Genomic DNA, 21,940 nt, shown 5'->3' with positions numbered 1-21,940 from the left:
GTTGATCGCTACGTGTGCTGCAGAGCCGATCCGAAGTCCACCACTCCACGGGGCACTATCTGGCGGGTTGTGCGACGGGACGATCCTGCATTCGGATCGCGGTGGGGAATACACGGCTCATCTGACTGCGGCGGCGTGCGTTCGGTACGGGTTGCGTCGGTCGATGGGTGCGACCGGAATATGGTGGGACAACAGTCCATCCGAATCTTTCTGGTCGATCTTCAAGCATGAGGAGCACTACCGGCACACGTATGCGACGAAGTCGGAGCTTGTTGCCGGCGTTGACAGTTGGGTTGTCTTCTACAACACTGTTCGACGGAACTCTGCTGTGGGGATGCTCAGTCCCGACAGCTTCGAGAACTCACTTCGGGTGGAAGTCGCCTGAAGGATGCAACCCCCTTGTCCACCATTCGGGGGGAACCTCACTCCTCGTTCACCTGAGCCAGCGTTGCGAAGCACAGGAGCAGCACCGAGGCGACATCGGTGCCCGATGCTCAGCGGTAGCTCAAGCCGCTCGCTCACCGCGCGGCGGCGAACTTCGGCCCACTCGGTGATGAGGTCATCCTTGCGCTGGAAATAGTTGAAGAAGGTTCCGCGCGCGAAGTCGGCACGTTCGGTGATGTCATCGATCGCGGTCCCCTCGTACCCCTTTCCCAGCGAAGAGCGCGACGGCCGACGAGTAGATCCGATTGCGAACTCTTTGCTTGTTCTGCTCCCGGCGCCCCGTGGACGCGGCGTGCGGTTGATCGCTGGGCACGGCACTCCCCTTTGCCTGCTCACACCAGGGTGGCATAGCAAACAAACTCGTGACAATCAATGAACCATAGTACAACTCCAAGAGAATCGGTTCACGAAGTATGCGTGGCATCAGGGGAGCCGGCGAGCAGAAGATGGCCGGAACCGGTCCGATGTGGCAGCGAAACAACAAGTATGGCAGCAACATTCGTACTACACCTTCTGGCTCTTGGCCCATAGCGCGCGGACGGAGTCGCCTCGGCGACACTCCTAGCGCAACCTCGCACCTCAAGTTGACCTTGTTCTACAGTACAGTTTTGGACTGCAGGGTGGATCGCTGCCACGGCAGCGTGTTCGACCCCTCGGCTAGAGGGGCGGGGAGGGGGAAACTGATGTACATCAAGCGGGGAACGGCATCGACGGCGATAGCTGTGGTTGGGATGGGGTGCCGATACCCGGGAGCGACCGGAATCGACGAGTTCTGGAGTCTGCTGATCAATGGCGAGGACGCGTTCACGGAGGTTCCTAGCGATCGCTTCGATATCGCGGCGGTCTTCGATCCCACGCCGGGGACACTAGGCAAGGCGGTGTCGCGCTACGGCGTATTCGTGGACGACACGTTCGGCGTCGACGCCGCGTTCTTCAACATGGCACCGGTTGAGGCTGGGGGAATGGATCCGCGACAGCGCCTGCTACTGCAGGTCACATGGGAAGCCTTGGAGAACATTGGAATTCGTCCGTCGATGCTCGCCGGAAGTCGAAGCGGCGTGTTCGTGGGCCAGGCCACAGCCGAATACGGTGAGCAGTACACCGGATCCATGGATATTCGGGAGTCTGCGAGTAGCCGGGTCCGTGGCGTGACCTCGGGTCGGCTCTCCTATGCGCTGGACCTGCGGGGTCCAAGTCTCACGGTGGACACCCTCGAAGCGGGATTGCAGTCACTGCTGGCACTGCTGCCACTAAGCGGCTCCTATCTGCCGAGACTGCTCGGCGGCGTCCGGATCAGCGCCGACATCGACACTGTCGGCCCCGACCTGTGGAGCGCGGTCCGCGCGTATCCGACCGGCTCCGATGGATTCGGGGTCGACGCGTGGCTGATGACCGTCGATGGTCAGATCGTGGCGAAATTCAAACAGATCTGCCTGACCAAGATCGCGGATCGCCGGGTGCCGCCGGTCACGACGCCGCCACCAGTCGTCATCGGTGAATCCCCGTGTGACTTCGCCGGTCATTTTATGCGACAGGTGGCCGGGGTCCTAGGCACCGATCCGGATCGGATCAACCCGCGGCGTGGGCTCAAGGAGCGTGGCCTCGATTCCTTGATGGCCGTCGACCTTTTCAAACGTTCGCGGCGCGGCAGGGGAAGCAGCCCGATCACGCCATCGGTTCTGCGGGAGCCCACCAGCATCGCCGATGCGATCAGAGCGATGAGCCCCCAACATCCTGAAACTCTGGAAACGGCAGGAGCATTGCGATGATTTCGGTGACTAGCGCCAATCTGATCGACGCCAGTCTGCTGATGCTCGTGGCCGAGCGTCCCGACCACGGCTACGCTCTCCTCGACCGCCTCCAGATCTTCGGCCTGGAGCTGGGTGATGACCTCGGCGTCCTTTATCGCCGCCTGCACTCGCTGGAACGGCGGGGCTTGGTCGAACATCAACTAAGTCGTTCCAACAAGGGGCCCCGCCGGAAGGTCTACCAAGCTACTCCGCTGGGCGTGCGCGCTCTCCATGATTGGGCGTGCTCCCTCCGAGCGACGCACGAGGCGATCACGCACTGGCTCGACGCCAATGTCGCCTTGCTCGACCCTCGACCCGAGATGCTAATGGCGAAATCTAGCTGAACTCCGTTCTCGCTAGCGCGATGTCATTCATCCGCGCTAGCGAGAACGGCCCGGTCACGATTGTCACTGTAGCGAACTCAATCTCACGGCGCCGATGTCGACCGCGCTGGACTGTGCGCACTCCCGTCGACGCGGACTCACTGTCAAACCCGCGTAGCACCGAAGCGATTCGGGCCGATCGCGATCGGCGGCAACTCTGAGGTAGTCGTAGGGACCATCCTCCGGATCGATCCTGTCGACGAGCCGGAGCTGGATGGAATCCGTAGCATCCAGTAGGCCCATCGCCAGTGCTTCCGAGACGACATGATTCGAATGGATCGAGTATCGCTCGGCTGTCGTTTCCCGCCTTTCGAGCGCCAATACCGCAGTGCGGTCGGACAACCGCGCACCATCGACTGACCGAACAACGGTGAAAGCATCGCCAATCTCGAATGTACTCACCAGCGGTCGCAACAGCTTCCGCAGGCTCGCCATCGCCGCAGCGGTATCCGGGCCAAACCACGCGATCGACCCGTCGACGGAACAGTAGTTCGGTGGGAAGCGAACGCTGATATTCTCCGGATCCCCCGCAAGATAGACGGTTCGTGTGTAACTGGCGCACCATGCCGTGCGCATCTCCGGTGACAGGCGGGCGGCGAAACCATAACTCGATTCAACGAATACGGCAGGGCTGAACCTGGACACCACCGCGACTGCGCACAAGTCGGTGTTGCGAGCTCGGTTCGCACATTTCCGGGTCCACTGAGCTCGGCGCTCCGCTTCACGCTGCAGAAATTCCTGCGAGAACATGCCGCTCCTTCTCTGTCATAACGCTCACTATCGAGTCGGCGACATCGTCAGGGGTCATCTCGCCGACGGCGATAGGGACGACCTGAACCGTCGGAGGCAAGTTCCGCAGCACCCGTCGATAGCTGCCGCGGATCTCGGCCAGGTGGTGCCGGCTCTCATAAATCTCACGGATACCAGCCCGACTGGCCAACCGATTCGACGCACGATCGACCGCCAAATCGAGCCAAACGACCAACTGCGGCAGGGACGTCTGCAACATGACCTCCAGTGTCTCCAGCCGAACGCTGTCGGGCAGGCTGGTCAGCGAGAGCAGAGACCCACTCAGGTCGTCGATGTTCCATGTCTCGCCGAGCTGTCTGCCTCGAGATTCCAGCCAGCGGACGACAAGTTGCTCGTCCGTCGATCCGAGAACATCGCGCAGCGGCGGAACGGAATTCAGCGACTCGTCGCTGTCGATGATCTTCCGAAATACCGGTAGATAAACCGCGGCGTCGACCACAGGGTGACGATCCACCAGGACGACATCAGGTGACATCGTCGCGGAAAAGAACCGTTCGGTCGGACCGAACATACACATCTGAAGAAATATCGCGGTGAGGACGAGTCGCGGGCTGTTGAGCGCTTCGGCCTCGGTGCGCAACCTCTCCAAAACCTCGGACAGATCACGCAACGGCGCATCCGCGATTCCGTGGTTGCGCATGGATGACAATGTCACCGACGTCGGGACCCGGTCGCCGACGAGACTCAGTGCCGTCGTCTTACCCGCACCGTCGATACCCACGATCGCCACGACGGGTGGTTCCGTACGTCGCATCACGCCTCCGCTGCCAGTGTCAGAAGGTGCATGGCGGTCCGAACGACATTGTCCAGGAACTGCAGAGCCTGATGAGTGTCGGCCATTATGTACAGCTGCAGTCTTGTAGTCGTGAAGTCCCACAATGCCAACCGGTATTGCTCGAACCATGATTCGGCATTTGAGTCGTCGTGTCCGACGGCCCGCCGATGTCGCTCGATCAGATCGAACACCGCGTCGGCCGTGGCCTCCGGTGTCAGGACGAAAGACAGGAGTTCCACCAGGTCGCGCTGCGGTAGATGCAGCGTCGCCAGCTCCCAGTCGTAGGCGACCAGGGACAGATCCATCGCGCGCAGTCCGATGTTTCGCGGATTGAAGTCGCCGTGCACGAGCGTACGCGGCGCTTGCTCGATCTTCGGCCACCAGTCCGGAATCCCGTCGATGATCTCGATGAGCCGCCTCGCGTCCCGCGCGGAGATCCATGTCGGATACTCCTCAGAGTTGTGTTCTACCAGCGCCTTCCATAACGGACGCATGAGTCCCGCACGGTGCGCTGTCTGAATGTCGCCCAGCCACCCCGCCGAGATCAGTTCCGCTTCGCGTCCCAGCCACGCAGCGTGCACGGACGCGATCCCCTCGATGGCGGCGTGGACGTGGTGTGGTTTCCAGTCTTCGGACGGGCGCGTGCTACCGGTCAGGATCATGTCGGCTCCGAGGCGCTCCATGAGCAGTGCGTAGACCTCGCGGGACGGATCCTCGACGAGGCCGTACAACTCGGGCATCACCTGCAACATCGGCTTGTTTGCGTTTCTGTACACAGCCAGTTCACGGGTGTGCGTGTCTTTGAAGCCGGTGCTCTGCCTCCATTGCGAATACTGTTCGGCTACGTCGCCACCGACAAGTGACGCGATCTTGCCCACTTCGATGATCACCTCACTGTCGAGCGGTTTGACCTTCAGCACCAGATCCATCGGGTGGCGCGGTGCTCCGGGAACCGAGTAGGCGAGGCGCAGCGGGACGATGCCGGTGTACTTTCGTCGTTCGCCGGCGCCGACAGCCTCGGTCAGCAGACTCGACCGGATGTCCTCCCCGAGCACGGTGAGCTCGTGGACAACCAGTTCGGGTTGTTCGAACTTCTCGGCGAGAAGGGGTTCGACCAGCTCGATATTCACCGACTCCGGACGCAGCCAGTCGACCCGATGGGGTCGGCCGAGGCGTTCGTGCGCGTCAGCGAATTGACCAGCCGTGATCGCCGCCGCGGTCGACACGTCGAGGGCGAGGGCGAACCCGCAGATGATCTCCGCGAGCCGATGCGATCCGCCATCACCGAGGCAACCCATCGCGGCGAGGTAGTCGTGCTGCTGGGGCAGGCGGGTGCCACCGCCGACCGTGCCAACGACCAGATTCGGCATGACCAACGTAGCCAGCAGGCCGTCTTCCCGCTCCTCGGTGGTGAACATCGCGGCGCTGGATTCGTGGACGCACGCGACATCCTGACCTGTCGCCAGGAACATCGCGGCGACGACGTTCGCGACATCGATGTCGGCCAGGGCCATCCCGCCGAACTGCGCCGCGTGCTCGGCCGCACGCCAGGTCTTGTCGATCGCGCGCGCCGTCGTCTTGAGAACGCGACGGAGCGTGTCATGGTCGATCAGGCACTCTGCGACGACCCGTGATCCCCGCCCGCCGATCCGGTTCAGCACCGACTGCTTCTTGTCCCCGCTGAGGTTGCCTTCGATCGCGAACCACACCGGCGAGGGAAGACTCGGCTCCGACAACCGGTCCCGCAGCCATTGACAGGCCCGCCACGTCGCGACCGTCGTCATGTTCTGCCCGGCCGCTTCGCCGGTCTCGTAGACGAACCGCACATGGACGACTCGGCCCAATTGCACCGGATCCACATCGATCAAATTCGAATGACGCGATACCGAACGCACTTCCGCGGCGAGCGGAACCCGTTGCGCGGACACCCACTGAGTGAATGCCGTAGCCTCCGAAATCCCACCGAACTCGAAGACGGGTGCGCGCACCATCCGCTGCCACGTCACGTGCGTCGACACTCCGCCGGAACGCGTGATCGCCCGGGCGCCGCGGGCCACCGAGGCGACGAGCGCACCCTCGGTCGTCGCAAGTGGGGCGGACACCAAACCCTGAGCGACGTTCCCCTTGAAGAACATCGGCCCGGCGAGTCCGACCGGAACCTCGACCGAAGCGACGAAATTCTCAAGGTTGCCCCGCAGCGCTCTGGCCTCGATTCGGGACTCCTGCAGCGAGAGCAACGGCGTGCCCGACTGCTGACGAAGCCACGTCAGCCTGCGATGCCGAGCGACCTCGGTGTACTCCCCGCGGCAGGGGACCTCATCCTCGCCAACGTGCGCGGTCATGCCGACACCGACCAAACGGGTGAGCCGCCGTCGAAGACTCTGTCTTTCACCCGGGGTGGACGCTGACCTGCGCGTACCCGACCCATCCAGCTATCGAAGAAGGCGGCCACCGGTACCTGCCGGAGCCGAATGCCGCCGAGTTCGCCGCAGCTTCGCGCACGGGCGTACGAGCCGCACGCGGTGCCGAGATGGACGTCCAGCAGGTGCTCGAACCGGTCGATGTCGCGCTGGTCTCCGGGTTGCCGAAACGCTACCGCGATCTCGTAGCCGATGGTCGCGCCCACAGGACCGTCGTCGAGTCGGACACAGAGATTGCGGATCGGCATGCCGGTGTCGGTCACGGTCCGACCTACAGCACGGACCACCTGATCCTCGCGCAACCTCGACGTACCCGCGACTAGCTCACCTTGCCGGCCGCCGTATTCGAGCCGCGGCGTGGTCCCCAGGTACTCGACCACGCGCATGATGTCGCGGGTGGCGCACCGGTGGATCCCTCCCGGCCTGGTGAGGACCATATGATAGTCGCCGCCGACCTCTAATTCGTGGGCAAGCAGTGTAGGACTGTCCGGGTAGATGACCTCGTCAGCGGGGATGAACTCGTAGAACGCCGATGGTGTCACCAGCGGCGCGGCCGTCGGGTGGCGATCGATCGGAGTCGTCAGTGGCCCCTCGCACGATCCCAACGGGGCGGCCACGACCTCGACACCCGGACCGAAATCCTGGGCCAACCCCGGCAGATACAAGCCGCCGATGTAACTCGTCCACACCACCAGGCTTCGCAGGTTCGGCCACAGGTGCGTGGGCCGGATCGTCCCGAACCAGCCAGCCAAGGCCTCGATGCGCTTTGCGCGCTCCGGATTCGGCGATCTGAATGGTTGGCCGCCGAGCGTTCCGTCGTGAATCTCTCGCACGATGCTCGGCCACCACTGTGCCAGCTGCTCGGGGAGGGCGTGGGCGATGGCCGGATTGATCGCAAACACGCACCGGATGTCGTGCTCAGCCGCGATCCGCAACCGAAGATAGGTTCGGCGAAGCGGATCGGCATCGGCGAAACTCTCGGGCAGGTTGCTCCACGCGGCACGATTTCCCAGGCCGACCGCGATATCCTCGCCGAGACTCCGGTAGTCGATCTGGCTCGGCCCGATGTGCGGCTGCCCGCCAGAGGTGCGGTCGATCGGGGAGAACGGATCCTGCCACAGGTTGAGGACGGAATTGTCGTCGGCTAGTGCGCCCGGGGATCTGCGAAGCACCGTCGCGAGGCCAGCGAAGTAGAACGGTATGAAGCTCTCCTTCATATACGCCCGTGTGACTGGAATTCGCTTTTCGACGCCGGTGGTTCCACTGCTGGAAAAATATGCGAACGGATCTTCATCCGCCAACACGCCGGGCTGCCCGGCTATCGCCGCCTCAAGCCACGGCTTGAAATCTTCATGGACTCGCACTGGAACCGCCGCTCGGTAATCTTCCACTCCACGGAGCGAACCGAATAGATGGTCGCGACCAAATTCGGATTCTGCATTACGTTGCAGAATGTTCCGAAGCAGGCTCTCTTGCACCTGCTGGGCTTTTCCCATGACTGACAGCAGGGCCGAATTCTCCTGCTCCGCGCGCGCGATGATCTGCGCAGCGTTCTGCGAAACCGCCGTTTTCATACTTGGACTCCATACAAATAAGGAAGAGAAATTACAGATACACTGTGTCGATCAGGCGCGCCGGCGGCGTGCCGCGGCCTAGCAGTGACGATGTCAGTCGATATGGATCCACCCATCCATTGGCAGACAGATGATCCGACACATAGGGTGTCATGTCGATCGCCCCCGCATCCGCCGATCCGAGTATTCTGCGGGCACGTGACATCATGCGATACAGGATCGATCGGTCGAGAGACGCGCCGGCGCCGCGCCCCAGCACAGCCGTGAAATATAGGCGCATCCCGAGCCGAAACTCGTCGAGGCGCACGGATTCGAGTGCCTCCGTCGATAGTTCGCCGAGAGTGGACCCAGCCCAACCGCCTCGTCGGCTCGATTGGATGCGGCCATCGACTGGAACTCGTCCGAGCGGCAACCTCGACACGGTCACACCGAAATGCTCGATGACTTTTTGCAGGAGTACGAAATCGGGGGTGATCTCGTCGTCATGCACTAGCAGGACGTGATCGTAGTCACGAACAATCGGAACGATATCCCGGAGTGCGGTAATCACATAGTTGGGATGACCGTCGGTTCCGATGACGATCCGCAGCGGAACTCCCCAGCGCGTACCGTCCAGATAGACGGGACCGCCGATCGATCGATGATCTAGGCACAATTTCTCCGCTTCGAGAATTCCGACGATCTGATCGACCGATAACGTATGCCGCTGATCGGCTCGGAGCCCGGGATCCTCGATACCGAGTGCATCTAGCTGGCCACTCCATAATTCGATCATTCGAACGGTGGCAGGATGACTCCACCCTTCTTCTTCGATGGCGTTTCGATAGCAGTCGCGGGCGGAGACCGGCGTGCTGCCGCCTGCCGCATGATAATTTACATATAGGTGACCGATATCGATCTCGTCGAGTCGCGAATAATCCTCGGTCGGGTGGTTCCGATCGAGGAAGTTCCAGAATCCGATCGTCTGACCACTCAAGTTTGGGGTTCGTGGATTCCATATGCAGTCCACCTCCTCCTGTATCAGACTGGTCGCTTTGCGCAACACGTCCACCCATAGGAACCCTTTGATGTGCGTCGGTGTCAGCGGCTTGGTCGGGGTGATCGTGACCGGCGCTATGAGCAGCTTCATCTACAAGAGCCCGAGCTGCCGCAGATCGGCGACGTATTTCGCGATGAACGACGCCGTCAGATGCGGGATGTCCTGGTCAGGCCCGATCCCCTCGAGTCGGACGGCGGCGTGGAACCGCTCGGCAGGGACGGCGGAGCCGGGGACGGCACGGCGGGGCCGCCGGTAGGCATGCAGCAGCGGGAGCGCCGAGCGCTGGCGGTGCCTTTCGGGGAGCGCTCGTAGCGCGGTCTCGAAGCGCGTGAACCATTCGTCGTAGTCATCGATTCGGTGGATCGGGTGTCCGGCCTCGATCAACCAGTCCACGAATTCGTCCAGCGAGACGCCGTCTTTGTGCGGGTTGAGCACGTTGTAGGTGCGGAATCCCGCGGTGGCGCGCGCCCCGAGTTCGGTGATGGCTTCGGCGGTGAAATCGACCGGCAGGCCGTCATAGTGGGCACGCCGGCGCCCACCGTCGGGGCCGGTCTCGTAAAAGGAGTACGGCGCGAGGCCGGTCGCGAGGACACTGATCAGGAGCCGGGTGAACATGTCCTGCACATTGAGCTGGCCGGCGTATCGACTGTGGGCGAGGATCATGTCCGAGCGGAATACTGCGATTGGCAGCCCGAACAACTCATGCGCCTCGCGCAGCAGCACTTCGCCTGCCCACTTGCTGTTGCCGTAGCCATTGGCGTAGCCATCATCGACGATACGGGTCGAACTGATCTCGCGGATGTCTCCGTCCTCCGCGCAGATCGAGGATTCGATCTGCGCGGCCACCGCCACGGTCGACAGGTAGGTCACCGGCTTGAGCCGTGTAGTTATGGCCAGGCGGATCACCTCCGCGGTGCCGACGACGTTGGGACCGAAAAGCTGGCTGTAAGGGAGCACGTGATTGACCAGCGCGGCTGGGTGAACGATAAGGTCGACGCGCTCGGCCAGCCGCTGCCACGTCCGCTCATCCACCCCTAGATTCGGCAGGCTGATATCGCCGGCGAGAACTTCGATGCGGTCAGCCAAGCCTCGGAAATGACGTGTGAGTTCTGGGTCGCCGCTGTCGAATGCGTCCACGAGCCGCTGCCGCGCCGTGGCGGCATCGCTGCCGCGCACGAGACAGATCAGCGTGCCGTCGGTGGCATCCAGGTGTTTGAGCCACGACAAACACAAGAAGCGGCCGAGGTAGCCGTTCGCACCGGTCAGTAGCACGGTGCGCGGTGCAGCGGTGGTCGGCGACAGCGACTTGGCGTCGGTCAGTGTTTCGGCGTCGATGAACTGGTTCAGCGTGAGGTCGTCTGCGTTGATCGTGGTGCCGTCCCCGTGCACCGAGGCGGAGGTTGGCCGTCGAGTTCCCGAGTTTCGTTCCTGCTCGACATAATTTGCCAAGTCCCGCAGATTGGTTGCTGGGCTGGTCACGACTCCTACCGGAACTTCGACATCGAGGCTTTCGCGGAGCAGGTTCGACAAGGACAGCGCGGAGAGGGAATCCCCGCCCAGATCGGTGAAGTGCGCATCGGGGTAAAAGTTTCCGACACCCAGCAATGCGCGGGCCGCGCGAATGATGGTTTCCAGCACTGGCCGATTCGCGACTCCCGTGCGTAGCGCGCGCATCTCGTGCGCCTGCGCTTCGACGACGTCGGCGTACAGCTTCTCCAGGCGTTCGCCGTAGAGCTGTTTCAGTCTCGGCCGCAACAGTTTCCCGATTCCCGACAGCAGACCGTTGTCGACGGTGAACGGCTCGGTGTCGACCATGAACGCACGCGGGATCTCGTAGGAGCTCAGCGCAGCGTCCTTGGCGGTCAGACGCAGGGATTCGGCCACCGCCGCCGTCAGTGCGGCGCGATCGGCGTATCTGGCGAGCGCATCCTCCGTGGGCACGATCACCGCGAGCAAAAAAGTGCGTTCGCTGCTGCCATGGATGAAGATCTGTCGGATCAACGGACCAGCGGCGAAAACAGCCTCCAGGTGGGCGGTCGCGACGAACTCGCCCTGCGACAACTTCAATACGTTGTTACGGCGGTCGACGTAAACGAGCCGATCCGGTCCGATCTCGGCCATGATGTCGCCGGTCCGGTAGAAGCCGTCCCCATCGAAGATCTCTGCGCTGAGCTGAGGCCGCTTGTAGTAGCCAGCGGTCATGTTCGTCGTCTTCAGCAGCAGTTCGCCACGCGGATGCGGCTTATCGGTCAGAAAGCAGCCGAGCTCGGGCACATCGATGAGCTTGTAGTCGATCACCGGCGGACGGCACAGCTGATTGTCGAGCATGACGCCCGGCCCGGTCTCGGTTGAGCTGTAGCCCTCGTGGATCTCCATGTCGAGGACCGATTCCATGAATGTCTTCATCTCCGCCGACAGCGGGGCACTGCTGCACATGGCCAGCATCAAGCGCTCGCCGAAGAATCGTTGACGCAGTTCGGCTCTCACCTTCCGATCGATGTCAGCCCGGGCGGTTTCGTCGGTTCCTGGTCCCGAACGACGCTCCATCTCGCTCTGGTAGCGCTGGAACACCAACTCGCATACCCGCGGAACGAAGAGCAGTTCGGTCGGCCGCACCATGGAGATGTCGTCGAACAGCGTCGACAAGTCCTTGCGCGCGGTGAAATAGGCCGTGCCACCCCGTGCGAGCACGCCGTTGAGGGTTATTCGTCCAGCGATATGGCTCATCGGCATGTAGTTGATGTTGATCACTGGAATGCCAGGCGCGCCGAGCCACAGTGCGGCGGCTGTCCGCTCGGTATACATCGCGCCTTTGGGTGTTCCGGTGCTCCCCGAGGTGTAAATCAGGAGGGACAGCGGATTGTCGTTGGGATCGGGAACGAACAATGGCGCCGGCGGCAGGCCGCGGCCGCGGCCGAGCACATCCGAGAAGCACTCGAAGACCACCGCGCTGTCCACGTCGGCTAGACGGCGGCGTGCCGTCTCAACGACGTCGCGCTGGTCGTCGTCTTCGGGGTGGTAGTCGAAAATCATCAAGACCTGCGGTCGGCCGCCGGCTACGACGCAGTCAACGGCGGTTTCCACGAGATCCGCGCTGACCGCGAGAACGCGCGGCTCCGTCTCGACGATGATCTCGGTCAGCTGCCGCACCGACGCGCCCGCCGGCAACGGCACATTAACCGCGCCGAGGCGCAGACATGCCAGGTCGACAGTCGTGTAGTCGGTGCTCGTAAAACCCAGGACGGCGACGAAATCGCCAGCATGCAGGGGAAATTCGGGCGCATCAGGGGATATCGTGTGCGCCCATGCGCTCGCCACGTCGCCTGCCCGCGCCCACAGTTCGCGGTAGGTGATCGTTTCGAACGCGGGCGACAGAAGCCGGGTGCGACGGCCCGTCGCCGGCGCGGTAGTCAGCTCGAAGGCCCGCTGTCCCAGGGCGGGGCGATCGGCGTAGCCCTCCATCACGGTCGCCACGATCTGTGCGAGGCGCAGACCTGGTCGGCGGATGGCGTCGCTGATCGCTTCGATCGGCTTCGCGTCGCTGATCTGACGATCGTCGGCATTCGCGGCGGCGACGCCGCGCATCAACCGTTCCTGCCTCGACTCGGACTTCATAGCCCCCTCCTCAATAGCGATCCGATCCATGACGAGCGGAGTCTGGCACAGATTCCAGGGGCTGACTAAGGGCTGGGCGCTCATAGTCGCGAGTGGCTATAGCGAGAAGCGGAATACCGCGCGGCGCAATACCGGAAAAGGCGCTACTGACAGAAGTGTCGAGTCCCGTCTACATTGGTGTCGACGCCGGACGATATGCCGGGACGGCAAGTCTTGAGCATTCGGATGACGTATTCAACGAATTTCAACTGAGAATTTTCACAAAGGAGTGGGAAGCTTGGGTAAAGCATTCGCGTGTTTAACGCGGATCGACAACCAGTCGGCAACCCGGGAGTATGGCACGCAATGTCAGCGGATATTTCCAGGTGTCGTTGCCGAAGACACATTCGGTGCAATGGCCTGCTGGCTGGAATCCAACTCATCGACCGCGCTGGATGAACACAACCAGCGGGAACTCATTATCGTACTGCGGGGAGACGGGTCGCTCACCTCGGGCGACGATGTCCAGACCGTCGCCACGGGTGACGTAGTGATGATTGAGCGAGGACACCCCCACGTCATCCACTCCGGGGGGGATGAACTGCATTGGATCTCCTTGTTCTGGCCCCGGATCGAACCCGTCAGGCAGCTCGAATCCGAATGAAGGATGGCAAAAGCAAATGAATTGGAGTGAACGTCAATACGATATTGTTGGCGTGGGGCTCGGGCCTGCGAATCTTGGCATTGCCGTCGCTGTCGACGAGCGTAACGAGGTAACAGGGCGGCAGCTATCGGCCAAATTCTTCGACCGTAGGAGCTGTTTCGACTGGCATCCGGACATGCTGCTCCCCTCGTCCGTCATGCAGGTTTCATACCTGAAGGATCTGGCGACGCAGAGGAATCCGAACAGTCGGTTCACTTTCGTCAGCTACCTGCACGAGAAGGGCAGGCTGAACGACTTCATCAATATGCAGACGTTCTTCCCCACGCGGCTGGAGTTCATTGACTACATGCGTTGGACAGTGGACAACCTGAAGACCGATCTGGAATGGAATACGGAAGTAGACCAAGTCGACCTTGTCGACGGCGGCTGTGAGGTGCACAGCAGGCGGGTCGGCGAGAAAAGCGTATCCCGGGCTAGAAATGTTGTTCTTGGAGTCGGTCCAACGCCGGTCATTCCCGAGTGGGCGAATGGGCGAAACGGTCGGCGAGTCATTCATAATTCCGAACTACTCACGGGGCTGAGTCGGGTACAGCTGCCACCGGGTGGACGGATCGCGGTGGTTGGCCAGGGCCAGAGCGCGGCGGAGGTTCTGCGGCATCTACTCGAGTCGCGGCCGGATCTCCAGGCGCACTGCTTTATCTCCGGATACGGCATGGTTCCCGCCGACAACAGCCCGTTCGCCAACCGAGTGTTCGACCCGAGCGCAGTCAGCGAGTTCTACCATGCTCCGCAAGAGCTGCGTGCGGAGCTGCTGACCAGGCATCGGACGACCAATTACGGATGTGTCGATCGGGACTTGCTGGACTGGCTGTACACCGCCGAGTACACCGACAAGGTCAGGAATGATCAGCGCCTGGTCTTCCGACGGGCCAGCGAGGTGCACAACGCGGTCGAGCGCCCCGATTCGGTCGCGCTGGAGTTCACGGAACGACTGGTCGGCAGCCGCACCGAGGAGCGATTCGATCTAGTTATCTGCGCGACCGGGTTCAGGTCGGAGATCCCGCTGCACCTGCTTGGGCCGGCTTTCGGTCGGGACCGGAAGATCACACTCAGCCGAAACTATCGCGTAGAAGTCGACGGCATCCCCACCCCGGTATTCGTGGTCGGCTCAACTGATTCGAACCACGGGCTCAGCTCGGCTCTCTTATCGAATATTGCGGTTCGGTCCGGCGAGGTACTGAGCGAGATGCAGCGGACGGTGGATTCGGAGATGGCCGAGTTGTTCAGCGAGTTGATACGGCAGGACAAACTAGATGCGATCTGCTGAGACGGCGGAATTCGACGATGTGAAAGTGTCGGTCAACACGAACGAATTCTATCTTGCTGGACCGAATTATTACGTGAACCGCGGATCGGACCTGGCCTCGGACGCGATCTCGGCTGGTCGGATCACCGCCGAAGAGGTCGATAGGATCGGGATATATTCCACCTCCGCCGCGCGAGATGGCGAGGTCGGTGTCAACTACGCCGTGGATACCGGAAAGGCGGCCGTGAAAGCGGCCGGGATCGATCCTGGCGCGATCAGTGTGGCGGCGCATTCCTGGGTCTATGACCAAGGACATGAGATCTGGTCGCCGAGCCACTACGTCGCGCACGAGATAGGACTTGTGAACGCGACGCCCATCAACGTCTATCACGTGTCGAACGGTGGCGCACTGTCAATCGACGTCGTCCATTCGTGGCTCAGCGCCCACGATGAAACGCATGGGCTGGTCACCACTGGAGAGCGATTCGATCTCCCCCGATTCGACCGTTGGGCCAGCAGCGAGGGTGTGGCGTATGGCGATGGCGGCACAGCCGTACTGGTTTCTCGCGAGCCCCGCCCGTGGACGCTCCGAGTCAAGGCTCTCGCGCACACGTCCGCGCCGCAGCTCGAGCGAATGCATCGAGGCAACGACGCTCTCGGTGCGCACAGCTGCTCCGACGCTCGAGTGGATGTCGGACGCCTGAAGGACGAATTCTTCGGCGAACAGTCCAAGAAGGAATTCGCGTCGGCACGACATCGCTACGTTCGAGCCCTGGTATCGGCCGCTATCGAGGCCGCCTCGGGAACCGTGGTAGATGAGACCTATCTTCCGCGCATCGGCAAACCCGCCTTCGGACAATACGACCGCACCGTCTCGGAGGCGACCGGAGTGTCAGCACGATTCACCGCAGACACCACCGGACATCTGGGGTCGGGTGACCTGATCGCCAATCTGGCCGATTTCGAGTCGCGGTCGAACGCGCGGTCAGCTCTGTTCCTCAGTGCCGGGGCCGGATTCACCTGGACGGCACTGGTCGTGGAGCGGATGCACAGCTAGCTGGATTCGTTCGGTGGTGCAGACCCGACGAGGCGACGCAGAACCATCTCTATTCTCACAGAACACGAAGGAAATCGAACAATGACCACGTCAGACATTCGCGTGGTGCGCCTCGCGAAGAATATCGGCGCACAGATCGAAGGTGTGCGCCTCGCAGGCGATCTCGCCCCAGACGTCGTCCGGCTGATCCACGAAACCTGGCTCGAACACAAAGTCATCTTCTTTCGCGACCAGGACCACCTGACCGAAGAGGGGCAACACGAATTCGCCAAGCTCTTCGGAATTCTACCGAAGACCGCACACCCCACTGTGCAGGACAAAGCAGACAAGATCTTCATGCTCGACTCGAAGGACGGTGCGCCGGCCAACGTCTGGCACAGCGACCTCACCTCGACGGACCGTCCTCCGAAGGCGGCGATCCTGCGCGCTGTCAGCCTCCCGCCCTATGGTGGCACCACCATTTGGGCGTCGACGACCGCCGCGTACAACCAACTACCCGAAGAATTGAAACTCCTCGCCGACAATCTCTGGGCCCTCCACACCGACCATCACGACTACCAGACCGCGCCGGAGGCCCTGGAGAACTACCAGGCGCTTTCGGTCGCGGACCGCGAACAGCTGCTGAGTGAGGTGAACGACTACCTGACTGGGCGATTCGCCACCGAACACCCGGTCGTCCGGGTGCATCCAGAAACGGGAGAACGCGCTCTGCTCCTCGGCGGATTGGTCGACCGGATCTTGAACGTCAGCGAATCCGAATCGAGGGCGCTGCTGCGGATCTTCCAGGATCGCATCACCACCCCGGAGAACTCGATTCGCTGGAGCTGGCGGATCGGCGATGTCGCCATGTGGGACAACCGTGCTACCCAACACTACGCGGTCGCCGACTACGACCATCGCCGGATCATGCACCGTATCGCCGTGGCTGGCGACGTGCCCGTCGGTGTCGATGGACAGCGGAGCCGCGTGCTCAAGGGCGACGCCTCGACCTATTCCGATCTGGATATTCCCGCCGGGTTGGTCTCCGTCGGCAACGAGTGAGGGCGCGCAATGCACAGTGACTCACCGGCGGAAGCCCGAATCGAACCGGATCCCGGGAAGACCGTCATCTTCAGCACCCCTCCCACACCCAACGGCGGAATGCATCTAGGTCACCTTTCCGGCCCGTATATCGCGGGAGACATTCTGCGTCGCCGGATGGCCTCCGGTGACCGGGTTCCGCACATCTCTTGCTTCGACGATCACACCAGCTACGTATTCACAAAATCCCGCCAACTCGGTGTACTGCCTGACGAGGTCGCGCGGCGATTCATCGAATCGATTCGAAACAGCTGGACTCAGATGGGCATCGAGATCGAGGCATTCGACAATCCGATCTCGGACCCCGACTACATCGCGTTCTGCACCTCGGCTATCCAGACACTGCTCGACAACGGAAGCGTCGTGGTCAAGGTCGCCGACGCGCTGTACGAGCACGAGTCGAACACATACCTGCATGAGGCATTGGTCACGGGCCAGTGTCCCGTGTGCGCGTCGCCGTCCGACGGAGATGCGTGCGAGTTCTGCGGACAGCCCCACGAGACTGTCCAACTCCAGAACCCGGTCTCCACGCTCAATCCCGGGTCCTATCTCGAGACTCGAGCCGAGAAGTTCCTGTACTTCCAGTTGGAGCAGCACCGGGACTTTCTGGAGCAGCACGCCAACACGAGCACGATGCCGGAGCGTCTCCTTGCGCTGACCGGCGGAATGCTCGCCGAGCAGCTGCCGGACATCAGGATCAGCCACAAGGTGGCGTGGGGAATTCCGCTGGACCGGGAGGAAGTACCTGGGCACCGGATGTACCCGTGGTTCGAAATGGGGCTCCTGTACCTGTGGCTGCTGAAGCAGCACTTCGGTGCGGAGAGTCTGGATATCCGGGACGGTCGGGTCACCGTCTCGGGCGAACTGAGCGACGCCCAGATCGTGACCTGCTTCGGGTTCGACAACGCGTACTTCCACACCTTGCTGTTCCCGGCACTCTTTCACGCGCTGCACGGGGATTTGCCGAACATCTCGCACTACGTCGCGAACGAGTTGTTGCACCTCGATGGCAATAAATTCTCAACTAGCAGAAATCACGTCATCGCGGCGGAGACCATGCTCAAGCACGCCAGCCAGGATCTGATCCGCCTGTATCTGTGCATGATCAGGCCCGAAAAACGATCCGAGAACTTCACGGTCGCGGAGTTCGAGCGAACGGTCAACGGACGCTTCATCGAACCCCTCAACGAGGTAGTCGAAAATCTTTCCGACTTGTGCGCTGCTTCTTTCGGCGGCGCGGTACCGGAACCGGATGTCTGGAACGGCACTACCCGTTCGTACTCCACGACTATGGCGCGAAGAATCGAGATCATCGAGGACAGCCTGAGTGTCAGTGGGTTTTCGACGCAGCGCGCAACCCGGGAACTGATCACCTTGCTCGACGAAACTCGAACCCTGCTGACCGCGACCAAGGTCCTGGTCGGGACGCCGGGCGCCCACGGGTACGTCGCGACCGCGGTGGCACTCGCCGCCGCCGGCGTCGATGCCCTAGGGCGTCATCTCGCACCCATCTGCCCAGAAGTCAGCCGATCCATTTCCGAAGCAACGGTGCATGGCTGGAAGCCGCTGGCGTCGATCGATCTGAGTGACATGCGGTCATGAGAATTGTGATCTCCGGTTCAAGCAGCGGTTTGGGAGCGGCACTTTCCCACGAGCTCGCTGGTCGCGGGCACACTGTGTTCGGTTGCAGCACCCGACCCGCGTCGGCTGCGTGCGAACAGATTGATGTCGCTAATCGAGACGCGGTCACCGAGTGGGCCCGACGTAGTGCGGCCGCTCCATTCGACGTGGTCATAGCGAATGCAGCGGTGGCGGTGACCACGAAACCTGCCACCGAGATAACAGCCGCCGAATTAAGACATGTCTTGGATGTCAACGTGATCGGGGTATTCAACCTGTTCACGGCGTTTCAGCCCTATACGACAGAAGGATGTGTGTACATCGCGATGTCGTCACAATGGGGTATCCACGCGCCGAGGCCCGGTCAGGCAGCGTACTGCGCGAGCAAGTTCGCTGTCGAGGGATTCGTCTCGGCGTGGAGACAGGAGATCGGCGCCCGACAACGGGTGTACGCGCTCGACCCTGGCGCGGGAATCGGCACGGCGATGATGGACGTAATGACGCCCTCGCACGCCTGGCCGGGCGATCCTGATCCAGCGGACGAATGGGCCGTACGCGCGGCAAGTTTCATCACTCACCTCGAAGGCAGTCCGCAAGGACCGCTGCATGTCCGAGTACCTACGGCCGCGGAGTCGCAATGTTGAACAACCCAGTGTGGCGCGATGGCGAGATCGTCTCCGGTGAGAACGCCTCGGTGCACATCATGTCGCCGAGCCTGCATTACGGGTGGGGGGCGTACGAGGGAATTCGATTCCACCGGGGACACCGATCCGGGAAATCGATATTCCGGGCACGAGACCATGTGGCCAGATTTCGGCGGTCCAATCGATCTCTCGGCATCGACATCCCGTTCACGGACGACGAGTTGCACGAGGGCATCATGAAGTTGGTCAGCCTCGCGGACTTCGAGTCCGGCTACATTCGGCCGATCTCCTATCTACGACCCGGCGTGATGTCGATCTTCGCCCAACTCGGGCAACCGAGTGTCGCGGTGGGATGCTGGGAGTGGACGAACTACCTGTCGGACGCCGAAGCCGGAATCACCGTTCGGACGAGCTCGTGGGTTCGAAGCAATCCAGCACAGATTCCCACCTCCGCGAAAACCACCGGCGGCTACATCAATTTGGCACTGGCCAGGTCGACCGCCGTGAGCAGCGGCGACCACGAGACGATCCTGCTCAACGATCGCGGCAGGGTGGCGGAGGCCGCGGCCGCGAATGTGTTCCTCGTGCAGGACGGAGTGCTCATCACGCCGTCCGTCGATGAGGGAATCCTGCCCGGAATAACGAGGAATTCGATAATCACCCTTGCCAGGGCGGAAGGCTATGAAGTCGTTGAACGGCCGGTGCATCTTGCCGAGCTGTCAGTAGCCGACGAGGTATTCCTGACGGGCACGGCGATGGGGGTCAACGGCGTCCGGAAGCTGGACGGCCGGACGATCTCAGCCGATCGGATCGGTCCGGTTACCACCGCGTTGGGACGCGCCTATCAGGCTGCTATTTCAGGGGAGATGTACCGCGAATTCGAGTGGACCGACACCATATGAGGTCCACGGCTATCGCAGTGATCGGTTCCGGCCCGCGCGGGATCTCACTCGTCGAGCGGCTCGTGCTGCACGTGGCAGAGACCGTGCGGGTCGATGTGTTCGACAGCCACGTCGTCGGTGCCGGACGGATCTGGAATCCTGATCAGAGCCCACTACTTCTGATGAACTCGCACGTGAGCGGCCCAACGATATTCTCTGGCCCGAGGGACGATGGCCCGGCACGGGCGGGTGCCGGTCCGTCGCTGGAGCAATGGATGGGTCGGCACTACGGTGTGTACCGCGGGTACGCGCCTCGTGCGAAGTATGGAGAATACCTGCGGGATGCGTTCGGCTCAATCGTCGCGAACGCGCCCGCCAATGTCTCCGTCGGCGGATACCGGGAAACTGTGTGGGCGGTTCGGCGTCGGCCTGGAGGGGGGTACTCGGTGGTGACCTCCTCAGGTCGTGAGCAGATATACGACGTGGTGGTGCTCGCCACCGGTCATCCGCAACCGCCTGCGCACCCAAGCACCACGACGGCGACATCGGCAACCCGCCCAACGATGGTCGCGGACTCGGCGGCGAACCTTCCGCTCGATGAAGTCGCTCCGGAGGACGTGGTCGCTATGCTGGGGATGGGGTTGTCCTTCCACGATGTCGTCGCCCTCCTCACCCAGGGACGCGGCGGGGTTTTCGTGTCCGATGACACGGGCGAACTCAGGTACCAGCCGAGCGGCGCGGAACCGACGATTGTGGGCGTTTCTCGTTCGGGACTGCCGATACCCGCGCGCGGCCGGAACCAGAAGCGGCCGGGCAGCTTCATCTTCGCACCGCGACTGTGCACCACCGAAAGGATGAGCGGGCTTCGGTCACTCGGCCAGGCCGACTTCCGCACGGACGTGGAGCCCTGGATCAGGGCGGAGATGGCCGCGACCTACTGCCATGCCGTCATCCATGCCGCGGTCGGACCGGCACAGGCGGCGACGTTCCTGGAACGCGTGTCGGCGGTGGACGCGAACGATCCGGAGCACTGGGTCTACCGCAGTGCGGAGCGGTTCACCGCGGTGTCCGAGCTGCCCGCGCTGTCGGCACTGGCGCGACCGTTCAACGGTCGCGGATTCACCTCGCAGGTGCATTGGACGCGGGATCTCACCGCCTTTCTCGAGCACGATCTCGCACATGCCAGGGGCGGCAATCTAGCCAACCCGTTGAAGGCCGCACTGGATACGTTGCGTGATATCAGGCCGTCGATCTGCGCGATCGTCGATGACGGAGGACTGACACCCCGAAGTCACGAAGAAGACTTCCTCGGACAGTTCGTCCCCTGCTATTCCTTGCTGGTGGGAGGCCCGCCGATTCGGCGTGTGGAAGAGCTTCTCGCTCTGATCCGCGCCGGAGTAGTCACAGTCGCCGGACCGGGGGCGGAGGTCGTCGACGATGGTTCGGCCGTAATCGTGCGGTCGCCTGCGGTTCCAGGCTCGTTTGTGGTGGATCGAGTGATCGACGCCCGGGTTCCGAAGTTCGATCCCGTCCAGGACGGATCTGGGCTGTACCGCCAGTTGCTTGCCGATGGCTTGGTGCGGCGATTCCGTCACGACGGGGCATCCGGCGCGGTGGAGACCGGCGCATGCGAAGTGGATCCCCGCACCAATGCGGCCATCGGAGCCGATGGGGCCGTGACGCCTGGACTGTTCATTCTAGGAATTCCGACCGAACGACAACGGTGGTTCACCCAGATCGGCGCACGCCGCGTGCGCACGAACGGCATCTTCGGGCGCGATGCCGAGCGGGTAGCGCGTGCGGTGACCACCTCCCTTACCAATCAGAGAATGGCGATCAAATGACTGAGAGGACGGTTG

18 protein-coding genes are annotated in these 21,940 nt (G+C 62.3%); 11 read left to right on the top strand and 7 right to left on the bottom strand.

Annotated features, from left to right (window positions below):
* Window position 1: 1 nt before the first annotated feature.
* On the top strand, window positions 2-385 hold the full coding sequence (locus KXC42_RS27720; protein WP_373922190.1) for a transposase: 384 nt from the start codon (window positions 2-4) through the stop codon (window positions 383-385).
* Here KXC42_RS27720 and KXC42_RS10595 read toward each other — a convergent pair.
* On the bottom strand, window positions 301-762 hold the full coding sequence (locus KXC42_RS10595) for a TetR/AcrR family transcriptional regulator (protein WP_257606174.1): 462 nt from the start codon (window positions 760-762) through the stop codon (window positions 301-303). The two genes, KXC42_RS27720 and KXC42_RS10595, sit on opposite strands and share 85 nt — an antisense overlap.
* Window positions 763-1,127: 365 nt before the next feature.
* On the opposite strand from KXC42_RS10595, the gene KXC42_RS10590 reads away from it, so the two are divergent.
* A complete protein-coding gene (locus tag KXC42_RS10590; protein ID WP_219130297.1) occupies window positions 1,128-2,213 on the top strand; it encodes a beta-ketoacyl synthase N-terminal-like domain-containing protein in 1,086 nt (361 codons plus the stop codon).
* On the top strand, window positions 2,210-2,578 hold the full coding sequence (locus tag KXC42_RS10585; protein WP_219130296.1) for a PadR family transcriptional regulator: 369 nt from the start codon (window positions 2,210-2,212) through the stop codon (window positions 2,576-2,578). Before KXC42_RS10590 ends, KXC42_RS10585 begins: the two co-directional genes overlap by 4 nt.
* A 63-nt stretch (window positions 2,579-2,641) precedes the next feature.
* Here KXC42_RS10585 and KXC42_RS10580 read toward each other — a convergent pair whose 3' ends face one another.
* Genes KXC42_RS10580 through car form a run of 6 tightly spaced genes read right to left on the bottom strand, consistent with a single transcriptional unit; the run spans window position 2,642 to window position 12,850 of the window.
* Complete coding sequence (locus KXC42_RS10580; protein ID WP_219130295.1) at window positions 2,642-3,367, bottom strand: DUF6182 family protein; 726 nt, start codon at window positions 3,365-3,367, stop codon at window positions 2,642-2,644.
* Window positions 3,339-4,157, bottom strand: coding sequence for a hypothetical protein (locus KXC42_RS10575; protein ID WP_219130294.1), 819 nt, complete (start codon window positions 4,155-4,157; stop codon window positions 3,339-3,341). Before KXC42_RS10575 ends, KXC42_RS10580 begins: the two co-directional genes overlap by 29 nt.
* A gap of 23 nt (window positions 4,158-4,180) precedes the next feature.
* The gene (locus tag KXC42_RS10570; protein ID WP_219130293.1) at window positions 4,181-6,544 is read right to left on the bottom strand and encodes a phosphotransferase; all 2,364 of its coding nucleotides are present in this window, start codon (window positions 6,542-6,544) and stop codon (window positions 4,181-4,183) included.
* Window positions 6,541-8,196 (bottom strand): GH3 auxin-responsive promoter family protein, encoded by a 1,656-nt coding sequence (locus KXC42_RS10565; protein WP_219130292.1) that lies wholly within the window; start codon window positions 8,194-8,196, stop codon window positions 6,541-6,543. The genes KXC42_RS10570 and KXC42_RS10565 overlap by 4 nt, the downstream gene beginning before the upstream one ends.
* 31 nt (window positions 8,197-8,227) lie before the next feature.
* Window positions 8,228-9,325: a hypothetical protein gene (locus KXC42_RS10560; protein ID WP_219130291.1), complete on the bottom strand. Its 1,098-nt coding sequence runs from the start codon at window positions 9,323-9,325 to the stop codon at window positions 8,228-8,230.
* On the bottom strand, window positions 9,326-12,850 hold the full coding sequence (gene car / locus KXC42_RS10555) for a carboxylic acid reductase (RefSeq protein WP_219130290.1): 3,525 nt from the start codon (window positions 12,848-12,850) through the stop codon (window positions 9,326-9,328).
* Between the two features lie 277 nt (window positions 12,851-13,127).
* Between car and KXC42_RS10550 the strand changes: the two genes are divergently transcribed.
* The 8 genes from KXC42_RS10550 (at window position 13,128) to KXC42_RS10515 (ending at window position 21,925) form a co-directional block, all read left to right on the top strand.
* Window positions 13,128-13,493: a cupin domain-containing protein gene (locus tag KXC42_RS10550; RefSeq protein ID WP_219130289.1), complete on the top strand. Its 366-nt coding sequence runs from the start codon at window positions 13,128-13,130 to the stop codon at window positions 13,491-13,493.
* A 16-nt stretch (window positions 13,494-13,509) separates the two neighbouring features.
* Window positions 13,510-14,820: a lysine N(6)-hydroxylase/L-ornithine N(5)-oxygenase family protein gene (locus tag KXC42_RS10545; RefSeq protein WP_219130288.1), complete on the top strand. Its 1,311-nt coding sequence runs from the start codon at window positions 13,510-13,512 to the stop codon at window positions 14,818-14,820.
* Entirely contained in the window at window positions 14,807-15,856 is a 1,050-nt protein-coding gene (locus tag KXC42_RS10540; RefSeq protein WP_219130287.1) for a ketoacyl-ACP synthase III family protein, read from the top strand. The genes KXC42_RS10545 and KXC42_RS10540 overlap by 14 nt, the downstream gene beginning before the upstream one ends.
* Before the next feature lie 81 nt (window positions 15,857-15,937).
* The gene (locus KXC42_RS10535) at window positions 15,938-16,897 is read left to right on the top strand and encodes a TauD/TfdA family dioxygenase (RefSeq protein WP_219130286.1); all 960 of its coding nucleotides are present in this window, start codon (window positions 15,938-15,940) and stop codon (window positions 16,895-16,897) included.
* A gap of 9 nt (window positions 16,898-16,906) precedes the next feature.
* A complete protein-coding gene (locus KXC42_RS10530; protein WP_219130285.1) occupies window positions 16,907-18,538 on the top strand; it encodes a class I tRNA ligase family protein in 1,632 nt (543 codons plus the stop codon).
* Window positions 18,535-19,200 carry an SDR family oxidoreductase gene (locus KXC42_RS10525; protein WP_219130284.1) on the top strand — a complete coding sequence of 222 codons (666 nt, stop codon included), beginning with the start codon at window positions 18,535-18,537 and terminating at the stop codon, window positions 19,198-19,200. The genes KXC42_RS10530 and KXC42_RS10525 overlap by 4 nt, the downstream gene beginning before the upstream one ends.
* On the top strand, window positions 19,194-20,102 hold the full coding sequence (locus KXC42_RS10520) for a branched-chain amino acid transaminase (protein WP_219130283.1): 909 nt from the start codon (window positions 19,194-19,196) through the stop codon (window positions 20,100-20,102). The genes KXC42_RS10525 and KXC42_RS10520 overlap by 7 nt, the downstream gene beginning before the upstream one ends.
* 17 nt (window positions 20,103-20,119) lie before the next feature.
* Window positions 20,120-21,925, top strand: coding sequence for an FAD/NAD(P)-binding protein (locus KXC42_RS10515; RefSeq protein ID WP_219130282.1), 1,806 nt, complete (start codon window positions 20,120-20,122; stop codon window positions 21,923-21,925).
* Window positions 21,926-21,940: the final 15 nt, after the last annotated feature.

This window comes from Rhodococcus sp. LW-XY12, assembly GCF_019317345.1.
GTDB classification, from domain to species: Bacteria; Actinomycetota; Actinomycetes; order Mycobacteriales; family Mycobacteriaceae; genus Rhodococcus; species Rhodococcus pyridinivorans.
Note: the sequence above shows the minus strand (reverse complement) of the source record. Positions and strands in the feature narration are given on the sequence as shown.

Coding starts and splice junctions, on each gene's coding strand:
- KXC42_RS10580 (WP_219130295.1), bottom strand. CDS start 3,367: ATGTTCTCGCAGGAATTTCTGCAGCGTGAAGCGGAGCGCCGAGCTCAG.
- KXC42_RS10545 (WP_219130288.1), top strand. CDS start 13,510: ATGAATTGGAGTGAACGTCAATACGATATTGTTGGCGTGGGGCTCGGG.
- KXC42_RS10565 (WP_219130292.1), bottom strand. CDS start 8,196: ATGAAAACGGCGGTTTCGCAGAACGCTGCGCAGATCATCGCGCGCGCG.
- KXC42_RS10525 (WP_219130284.1), top strand. CDS start 18,535: ATGAGAATTGTGATCTCCGGTTCAAGCAGCGGTTTGGGAGCGGCACTT.
- car (WP_219130290.1), bottom strand. CDS start 12,850: ATGAAGTCCGAGTCGAGGCAGGAACGGTTGATGCGCGGCGTCGCCGCC.
- KXC42_RS10520 (WP_219130283.1), top strand. CDS start 19,194: ATGTTGAACAACCCAGTGTGGCGCGATGGCGAGATCGTCTCCGGTGAG.
- KXC42_RS10560 (WP_219130291.1), bottom strand. CDS start 9,325: ATGAAGCTGCTCATAGCGCCGGTCACGATCACCCCGACCAAGCCGCTG.
- KXC42_RS10585 (WP_219130296.1), top strand. CDS start 2,210: ATGATTTCGGTGACTAGCGCCAATCTGATCGACGCCAGTCTGCTGATG.
- KXC42_RS10540 (WP_219130287.1), top strand. CDS start 14,807: ATGCGATCTGCTGAGACGGCGGAATTCGACGATGTGAAAGTGTCGGTC.
- KXC42_RS10570 (WP_219130293.1), bottom strand. CDS start 6,544: ATGACCGCGCACGTTGGCGAGGATGAGGTCCCCTGCCGCGGGGAGTAC.
- KXC42_RS10535 (WP_219130286.1), top strand. CDS start 15,938: ATGACCACGTCAGACATTCGCGTGGTGCGCCTCGCGAAGAATATCGGC.
- KXC42_RS10530 (WP_219130285.1), top strand. CDS start 16,907: ATGCACAGTGACTCACCGGCGGAAGCCCGAATCGAACCGGATCCCGGG.
- KXC42_RS10590 (WP_219130297.1), top strand. CDS start 1,128: ATGTACATCAAGCGGGGAACGGCATCGACGGCGATAGCTGTGGTTGGG.